We start from the raw sequence: 7,567 nt of genomic DNA on the forward strand, positions 1-7,567 counted from the left end.
CCCGGGCCCGGGCGCGCAGGCTCGGGCCGTACCAGTGACGCGGGCCGTACCAGTGACGCAGGCTGCACCAGTGACGCAGGCCGTACCAGTGACGCATACGCAACGGAGAAACCCGCCATGCGGAAGATACTTATCGTCGGAGCCGGTCAGTCCGGCCTCCAGCTCGCGCTCGGCCTCCAGTCACGGGGGTACGAGGTCACCCTGATGTCCAGCCGGACGGCGGACGAGATCCGGACCGGGCGGGTCATGTCCACCCAGGTCATGTTCGCGAGCGCGCTACAGATCGAGCGGGACCTCCGGCTGAACTTCTGGGAGTCCCAGACGGCCCCCATCGAGGGCATCGGCGTCTCGGTCGGTGGACCCGACGCGACCCGGGCCATCGACTGGATGGGCCGCCCGGACGGCTACGCCCAGTCCGTCGACCAGCGCGTCAAGATGGCCGGCTGGATGGAGACGTTCGCGCAGCGCGGCGGTCAGGTGGTCATCCACGGCGCGGCTGTCTCGGACCTCGACTACTTCGCCCGTACGTACGACCTGGTGATGGTCGCGGCGGGCAAGGGCGAGCTGGTCTCGATGTTCGGCCGCGACGCCGCCCGCTCGAAGTTCGACGCCCCGCAGCGGGCCCTCTCCGTGAGCTACGTCCACGGTCTCGAACGGCGCGCGGAGCACCCGGACCTCGACCCGCTCTACTGCAACATCCTGCCGGGCATCGGCGAGCTGTTCGTGATGCCGACGCTCACCACGTCGGGGCGCGCGGACATCGTCTTCCTGGCGGGCGTACCGGGCGGCCCGTTCGACGTCTTCGGGGACGTCAAGGACCCCGCGCTGCACCTGTCGCTCACGCTGGAGCTGATGGAGCGCCACACGCCGTGGGAGTACGCGCGCGCCACCAAGGCCGAGCTGACGGACGCCAACGGCACGCTGGCGGGCCGCTTCGCGCCGACCGTACGCAAGCCGATCGGGGAGCTGCCGGGCGGCGGCCTGGTCCTGGGCGTCGCGGATGTCGTCGTCGCCAACGACCCGATCACCGGCCAGGGTTCCAACGGGGCGGCCAAGTGCGCCGCGTCGTATCTCGCCTCGATCGTCGAGCACGGCGACCAGGAGTTCGACGGGGCGTGGATGCAGTCGGCGTTCGACCGCTACTGGCACACGGCGCAGCACGGCGTGCGGTGGACCGAGGCGATGCTCGTCCCGCCGAAGCAGCACGTCGTCGACATGCTCGCGGCGGGGATCCAGCACCAGGGGATCGCGGACCGGTTCGTGAACGCGTTCGACGATCCGTCGGACCTGGGGCACTACTTCTTCGACGAGCAGAAGATGGCGGCGTACCTGGCGGAGGTGGAGGCGTCGGCGTCGTCGTCGGTATCGGACAACTGACGACGGCTCAACTCTCCTTGCCGTAACCGGTGTCGGAGCCGTCCATGGCTCCCTCGGGCAGCGTGGGCGGCGTGTACGAGGCCGGGTCCTGGGCGGCGTCCGCCGGATCCGGCCGTACGGCACCGAGCAGCGGATTCGCCGCGATGGGCGACACCTTGACGAGGGCGCCGGGGCGCGGCGCCTGGATGACCATGCCGTCGCCGAGGTAGATCGCGACATGGGTGGCCTTCGGGAAGTAGACCACCAGATCACCGGGGCGCAGCTCGCGCAGCGAGACCCGGGGGAGTTCGCTCCACTGCTCCTGGCTGGTACGGGGGACCTCGCGCCCGGCGCGCGCCCACGCGCGCGAGGTGAGCCCGGAGCAGTCGAACGAGTCGGGCCCCTCGGCGCCCCACTCGTAGGGCTTGCCGATCTGGTCGACGGCGTAGGCGAGGGCGGCGGCGCCGGCGGCGGAGGGGGTTCTCGCGCTGGTGGTGCCGGTGGTGCTGCCGGTGCCGGTGCCTGTGGCGGGGGATCCGGGCGCGCCCGGCGCTCCCGCGGCCCCCAGGGCACCGGAACCGATCAGCTCGCGCTGGGCCTTGTCCGTCACGTCCAGCTCCAGCGCGGTCACCGCCGCGAGCTGCGCGCCGCTGAGGGAGGCCAGCAGCTTCTCGACCTCCCGGAGCCGGGAGGTGACCATGTCCCGCTGCCTCTTCTGCCGCGTGGCGAGGGCCTGCTGCTGGTCGAGCGCCGTACGGGCGGCCTCCGCCAGGGCGGCGGCCCGCTTCTCGCCGCTCGCCAGCCGGGTCATCGCGGCGGCCCGGTCACGCGCGGCGCGCTCCAGCAGATAGCTCTCGTCGATGGCGCTCAGCGGGTCGCGGGCGAGCAACAGCCGCAGATAGCCGGAGAGTTCCGACTGCCCCCGGTACTGCGCCCGCGCCAGCTCCCCGGCGTCCCCCCGGCTGAGGGCGAGCGCGGCCCGCGCCCGGTCGAGGTCGGCGGTGAGCTTCTTGGTCTCGGCGCGCTGCCGGTCCAGGGCGACGGCGGTGGCGTTGTACGTCTCGGTGGCTTCCTCGGTGTCCTGGTAGAGGCGCTGGAGGCGGCCGAGGAGGGCGGAGACGCTGGTGGGCGCGGCGTCGGGAGCACTGTCGGGCGGGCTGTCGGGCGCGCTCTCAGGTGCCTCTGCGGAGGCGGCCTCCCCGGGCAGGGCTTCCCCGGGCAGAGGGATGGGCTCCGCGGTGGCGTACGGGGCGAGCGGCACGCCGTATGCCAGGACGGTCACGGTGGCCAGTACCACCGCCCTGGTGCAGACGGCTCGCAGCGCTCTGCCTGACATGCCATCACCTCCGTTTGCGGACCGGTGAGTCCAGCCCTACGGGATGATGCGGCGAGGAGGAGCGCCCGCCCGTCTGAATAACGCACTAATAGGCGAAGTGGCGCAACGGCATCACTCCTCCGAGCGACGAGGCTCCGACTCCGGCTCGGGCTTCGGCTCGGGCTTCGGCTCCGACTCGGGCTTCGGCGCCGACTTCGACCACGGCCACCTCAGCGGCTCCCGTACGCGCCCCTCGGGTACGTACTCGTACCGCCAGCCGCGCGGAATCCCGAGCCGCTTACTGACCCCGGCGGGCACCCGCTGGTACGCGAACACGGTCGGCGGCCCGCCCCCGGCGTCCGGCACGGGCACCTCGTACCACTTGGGAGGCTGCCCGGTGGCCCCGGTCAGCACAGGCAGCACGCGACCGTCGAGCGGCCCCCCGACAAAAAGTGTCTCTTCGCTTCGCACGTGCTCCAGTCTCCCCCAGGGACATCTCGGTTCCGCTGATGTGCCCCGCAGGTCGCTGTGGGGTTGTCGCCGGTGTCAGGTGCGGGTCAGGGCAACGCTGAGTGGTGTGGGTGGGTGGCGCGGGTTGTGGGGGAGGGGCGGCCCCACGTTCAACGCTCCGATGCGTTCACGGTGCGTGGCCGCTCCGGCCGCTCCGGGCGGAGCGGCCGGTGACCCCGCTGGGTTGGCTGGGGTGGGGCGTGCGCGATCATGCCGGAATGGATGCTCGATTCCTTGGTATCGCTGATCTCGCCGAAGTCCCGTCCGTGGCGGTCGTGGTCGACGTCATGCGCGCTTTTACGGTGGCTGCCTGGGCCTTTGGCCGGGGTGCGGAGAAGATCGTTCTCGCCGGGTCGCTGGACGAGGCGCTGGCGCTCAAGGCGCGCCATCCGGACTGGGTGGCGCTCAAGGACGGTCCGCCCGCGCCCGGGTTCGACGCCGTCAACTCGCCGGGTCTGCTGCGCTCGCTTGACCTGGGCGGACGGACGGTGGTGCAGAAGACGACGGCGGGGACGGTCGGCGCGCTCGCGGTCAAGGACGCGCCGTTGGTGCTGTGCGCGAGCTTCGCGGTGGCGGAGGCGACGGCGGCGGTCTTGCGGGCGCGCGACGGTGGCAGTGGCAGCGTCACGTACGTGGTCACCGGCGAGGACGGTCAGGCCGATGAGGATCTGGCCTGTGCTCAGTACATCGACCGGCTGGTCACCGAGGAGACCGGGACGAACGCCGCCGATTTCGTCCGCCGCGCCGCCGAGTCGCGCGCCGCCGGCGAACTGACCGAGGGGGTGCGTCAGGGAGTCCATCCCGATGACGTCGCACTCTGCCTTGAGGTCGACCGGTTCCCCTTCGCCATGGTGGCTGCCCTGGAGGACTCGCTGATGGTCCTGCGTCCACGCGCGATCCCTGCGCCGACCGACGACGACCCGGACGCCTGAGCGCTCCGGGCCGTCCGGGGGCACGTCAGGCCCGTATCAGCCGAGCCGGGTACGCAGGGCGTCGAGGTCGGGCAGGAACCACAGCTGGGTACCCCGGTTGCTCTCGCGGACGAAGTCCTGGAGCGCCGGACTGACGTCGGTGTGCCGGGTGATGTCCCCGACAACGGCCAGCCCCAGCCGGTAGTTGGCGAACTTCTGGACGATGTCCCCGGCGACGCGCGTCCGAAGGCGGAAGAAGTCGTCGGCCAGCCGGCTCTCGGGTATCGCGACCCAGGCCGCGCCGAGTCCGTACCCCTCGCCGATCAGATCGGTCGCGCCGTACTCGTCGCGCAGCGGTGCGCCGTCCGGCGCGCAGACCAGCACGGGTGTGTCCGCGAGGTACTGAAGAGTGTCGGGCATGGGAGGGCTACGCACCTTCCGTAGTGAGGACGTGAGGTTCTACTCCCGGTCCTCGATGAGCGTGTCGATGACTTTCAGCAGGTCGGCGGTGACATCCAGACCGCCCAGGATGATGATCTTGAGGGCCGCCCGCTCCTCGTCGTAGACGGTCTCCACCCGCAGCCGGCCGCCGTCCTGCTGCCGCTGCCCGTGGATGGTGGCCATGACCGTATTGGTCAGCCGGATAGCCGCGTCGGTGTCGACCGCGTCGACCTGCACGATGGCGGACACCTCGGCATGGCGCGTGGGAGCGGCGGTCGGCGGCGCGGCGATGCCGGTGAACGCCTCAAGATCCTCATGGGTGATCCGGTACTGCCGCCCGACCCGGGTCGCCCGCAGCCGTCCGTCCCGGATATAGGTCCGCACGGTCCTGACGTGCAGCCCGAGCAGCTCCGCCACCTGATCCACCGAGTAATAGAGCTGCCGCGCCATGAGTCGACCCGTCCCGTGCGTCCTGAGTGGTGCGTCCACCGGACGAGCACCTTGATATCCCTAAACTACCTCAGTTGAAGACTTGAGGGTAATTTAAGGGAGCAATGGGGAGCGACGGGGGGGATGGGGGGTGATGGGGGAGGGAGTGGCTGGTCGGCGGGTTTTGCCAAACGGTCGACCACTTGTTTCCGCAGGTCAGATAGGTTTCGGGGCATCCATTGTTCTTACGCGCGGGCCGTTTCGGCATGACCGACCGGGTCCGTAGGAGGGGTGTGCCATGAGCGCGATCGACCTTGTGGAGACGGCGGCCGGTCTGCCGGAGGCGTGGAGCTCGCGTGTGCTGGGCACGGTGGGGGCTACCTGCGTGAAGGTGCTGCGCATGGACGAACTACCGGTCGGGGAAGAGCGTCATCGGGCCCCCGAGGCTCTGTTGGTCCTGGATGGCCGACTGGAGCTGGAGGTGGACGGTGCGCCGGTGTCGGTACGGGCGGGCAGCCTGTTCATGGTGCCGGCGGGAGCCACGCATGCGGTACGTGCGGGAAGCAGGGGCACGCTGGTGATCGTGGAACTGCCGGAGGAGTAGGGGGTGCGGGAGGTGCGGGAGGTGCAGGGGGTGTAAAGCGAACCGCTGTCGGAGCAGCGGGGGCTTTGGTCGAACCGAAGTCGGCGACAATCGGGGTATGGACATGGAACGCGCAGGTCAGGACGTGGGCGTGGACCTGGCGGCCGTGGCCGGGCTGCTGGCCGACGGGACCCGGGCCGCCTTCTGCTTGGCGCTGCTCGACGGCCGGGCGTGGACGGCGAGCGAGCTTGCGCGTCACGCCGGGGTCGCGCCCTCCACCGCCACATCGCACCTGAACATGCTCGTCGGCGGGGGAATCCTCGCCGAGGAGCGGCAGGGCCGCCACCGTTACGTGCGGGTGGCCGACCGCCGCGTGATCGAGCTGATCGAGAGCCTCGCCGCGCTGGCCCCGCAGCGGGTCGCCCCACCGCGATCGCTGTCGGCCTCCGGCCGCCAACAGGCGCTCGCCCGCGCGCGGCTGTGCTACGACCACCTGGCCGGAGCCGTTGCGCTGGCGATCACCGACGCGATGGTCGGGCGCGGGCTGCTGGAGCTGGGGCCCGACCCGAGGCTGACCGGCGCGGGCGCGGCCTGGCTGGCCGAGGTCGGCATCACCGTACCGAGCAACTCACGCCGGCCGCTGGTACGTGCGTGCCTGGACTGGACCGAGCGCCGCCCCCACCTGGCCGGCGCCGTGGGCGCCGCCCTGTGCGGCCACGCGCTCACCGCCGGATGGGTCACCCGGATCGGCACGACCCGCGCGCTAGCCATCACCGCCACCGGCCACCGCGCGTGGCACGACCACTTGGGCGTGCCACTGGCTGATCAAGCGGGAGAGCCCAACCACTTCGTCGCGTAGGCGCGCAGCCCGGGGCCCGCTGGTCGCTGGTCGCCGTGGGTTGTCGGGTGCGGGTCAGGGCGGCGCTGAGTGGGGTAGGTCGGTGGCGGAGGTCGTGGACGTGGGGCCGCCCCTCCTGCTGTGAGTGTCGCGTCTCCGTGACAGGTGTAAAGGGCGCTCCTGCGTCGCGTCGCTGCGCGATGACCTTCGGTCACCCTTGACACCTGTCCCGGAGCCGCAAGTGCGGCTTATCGGGAGGGGCGGCCGGGGGGTGAGGGGGGCCCATGAGGTCCGCCTGTTCTGCCACTCGGCTCAGGGGCCGGCGGCCCGGTGGACCCTGCGGGGCCACGCGGCAGAGGAGTGGGGGGACTCGGCACAGGCTCGGCGGCCGGCGGTCCGCTGTTTGCTGAGACTCATGCCCGCTGGTCACCGTGGAGTGGGAGTAGGGGCTGCTGGGACTCGTGTGGCGACGAGTGGGCTCCCGGAGGGAGTTCTTGTGTCCTGGAGTGCGTAACCCGCATCTGAGGGGACCTGTCCGGCCGATTCCCGGTGTTACGGGCGCATGGGAGGTATCTGAGCGCCGGGCCGTCCGCCACGAAGCGACGGTGCTGGCGCTCTCCTCTCCCGTCCACCGTCGGGGCGCCCGGGGCTGTGAATGTGTCCTGGAGTGCGGCTTGTGCACTCCAGGACACATGACCCCTGGCGGGTGAGCCCCAACGCCCCGTCATAGTGGGGTATATGGGGCATGTTGGTGGGGGTGGGGTGCTTGATCCCGAGGGCTGTGACGCTGTAGCCGTCTGACGTGCCCAAAAGCGGCTCTACCGTCGCACTCCCCGCTCCCGGACACCGCCGGGAGACCCCCGGACCGGCCCGAGGACCCCGACCGGACAGCGGGCGCCGCCCACCTTCCGGGCACCACAACGCAACGGTGCCCAGCGGGGCATGAGTCTCAGCAAGCGGCGGACGGTCGGCCGCCGAGCCGGTGTCGGGCCGCCCCGTACAACTGCTGCGCAGCCCCGCAGGGCCCACCGGCCCGCCGGACCCTGAGTCGAGTGGCAGGACAGGCGGACCTCTTGGGCCCCCCTTCCCCCCCCGGCCGCCCCTCCCGAAAAGCTGCACTTGCGCTGGAGGGTTGGGTGTCAGGGGTGGAGCGCAGCGGAATCGGCGCAGCCGACGCGACGGAG

General features: G+C 71.3%; 8 protein-coding genes. 4 read left to right on the forward strand and 4 right to left on the reverse strand.

What is annotated here, in order from left to right; translation table 11 throughout:
• Positions 1-117 precede the first annotated feature (117 nt).
• A complete protein-coding gene (locus AB0389_RS22645; RefSeq protein ID WP_366397254.1) occupies positions 118-1,377 on the forward strand; it encodes a styrene monooxygenase/indole monooxygenase family protein in 1,260 nt (419 codons plus the stop codon).
• A gap of 7 nt (positions 1,378-1,384) precedes the next feature.
• Here AB0389_RS22645 and AB0389_RS22650 read toward each other — a convergent pair whose 3' ends face one another.
• The gene (locus tag AB0389_RS22650) at positions 1,385-2,692 is read right to left on the reverse strand and encodes a C40 family peptidase (RefSeq protein WP_366397255.1); all 1,308 of its coding nucleotides are present in this window, start codon (positions 2,690-2,692) and stop codon (positions 1,385-1,387) included.
• 111 nt (positions 2,693-2,803) lie between these two features.
• Complete coding sequence (locus AB0389_RS22655) at positions 2,804-3,142, reverse strand: hypothetical protein (RefSeq protein ID WP_366397256.1); 339 nt, start codon at positions 3,140-3,142, stop codon at positions 2,804-2,806.
• Positions 3,143-3,399: 257 nt separating this feature from the next.
• Between AB0389_RS22655 and AB0389_RS22660 the strand changes: the two genes are divergently transcribed.
• The gene (locus AB0389_RS22660) at positions 3,400-4,113 is read left to right on the forward strand and encodes a 2-phosphosulfolactate phosphatase (RefSeq protein WP_366397258.1); all 714 of its coding nucleotides are present in this window, start codon (positions 3,400-3,402) and stop codon (positions 4,111-4,113) included.
• Positions 4,114-4,149: 36 nt separating this feature from the next.
• Here the strand turns inward: AB0389_RS22660 and AB0389_RS22665 are convergent, their stop codons facing one another.
• Together AB0389_RS22665 and AB0389_RS22670 are read right to left on the reverse strand one after the other, a co-directional pair.
• Positions 4,150-4,512, reverse strand: a complete 363-nt coding sequence (locus AB0389_RS22665; protein ID WP_366397259.1) for a DUF4180 domain-containing protein — start codon at positions 4,510-4,512, stop codon at positions 4,150-4,152.
• A gap of 39 nt (positions 4,513-4,551) precedes the next feature.
• Positions 4,552-5,022: a helix-turn-helix domain-containing protein gene (locus AB0389_RS22670; RefSeq protein WP_366397260.1), complete on the reverse strand. Its 471-nt coding sequence runs from the start codon at positions 5,020-5,022 to the stop codon at positions 4,552-4,554.
• A 238-nt stretch (positions 5,023-5,260) separates the two neighbouring features.
• Here AB0389_RS22670 and AB0389_RS22675 point away from each other — a divergent pair, with 238 nt between their 5' ends.
• A complete protein-coding gene (locus AB0389_RS22675; protein WP_366397261.1) occupies positions 5,261-5,566 on the forward strand; it encodes a cupin domain-containing protein in 306 nt (101 codons plus the stop codon).
• A 103-nt stretch (positions 5,567-5,669) separates the two neighbouring features.
• A complete protein-coding gene (locus AB0389_RS22680) occupies positions 5,670-6,404 on the forward strand; it encodes a winged helix-turn-helix domain-containing protein (RefSeq protein WP_366397270.1) in 735 nt (244 codons plus the stop codon).
• Positions 6,405-7,567 lie beyond the last annotated feature (1,163 nt).

This window comes from Streptomyces sp. NPDC093109 (assembly GCF_040701725.1).
In the GTDB taxonomy this organism is placed as follows: Bacteria; Actinomycetota; Actinomycetes; order Streptomycetales; family Streptomycetaceae; genus Streptomyces.

Coding starts and splice junctions, on each gene's coding strand:
- AB0389_RS22660 (WP_366397258.1), top strand. CDS start 3,400: ATGGATGCTCGATTCCTTGGTATCGCTGATCTCGCCGAAGTCCCGTCC.
- AB0389_RS22650 (WP_366397255.1), bottom strand. CDS start 2,692: ATGTCAGGCAGAGCGCTGCGAGCCGTCTGCACCAGGGCGGTGGTACTG.
- AB0389_RS22665 (WP_366397259.1), bottom strand. CDS start 4,512: ATGCCCGACACTCTTCAGTACCTCGCGGACACACCCGTGCTGGTCTGC.
- AB0389_RS22680 (WP_366397270.1), top strand. CDS start 5,670: ATGGAACGCGCAGGTCAGGACGTGGGCGTGGACCTGGCGGCCGTGGCC.
- AB0389_RS22645 (WP_366397254.1), top strand. CDS start 118: ATGCGGAAGATACTTATCGTCGGAGCCGGTCAGTCCGGCCTCCAGCTC.
- AB0389_RS22675 (WP_366397261.1), top strand. CDS start 5,261: ATGAGCGCGATCGACCTTGTGGAGACGGCGGCCGGTCTGCCGGAGGCG.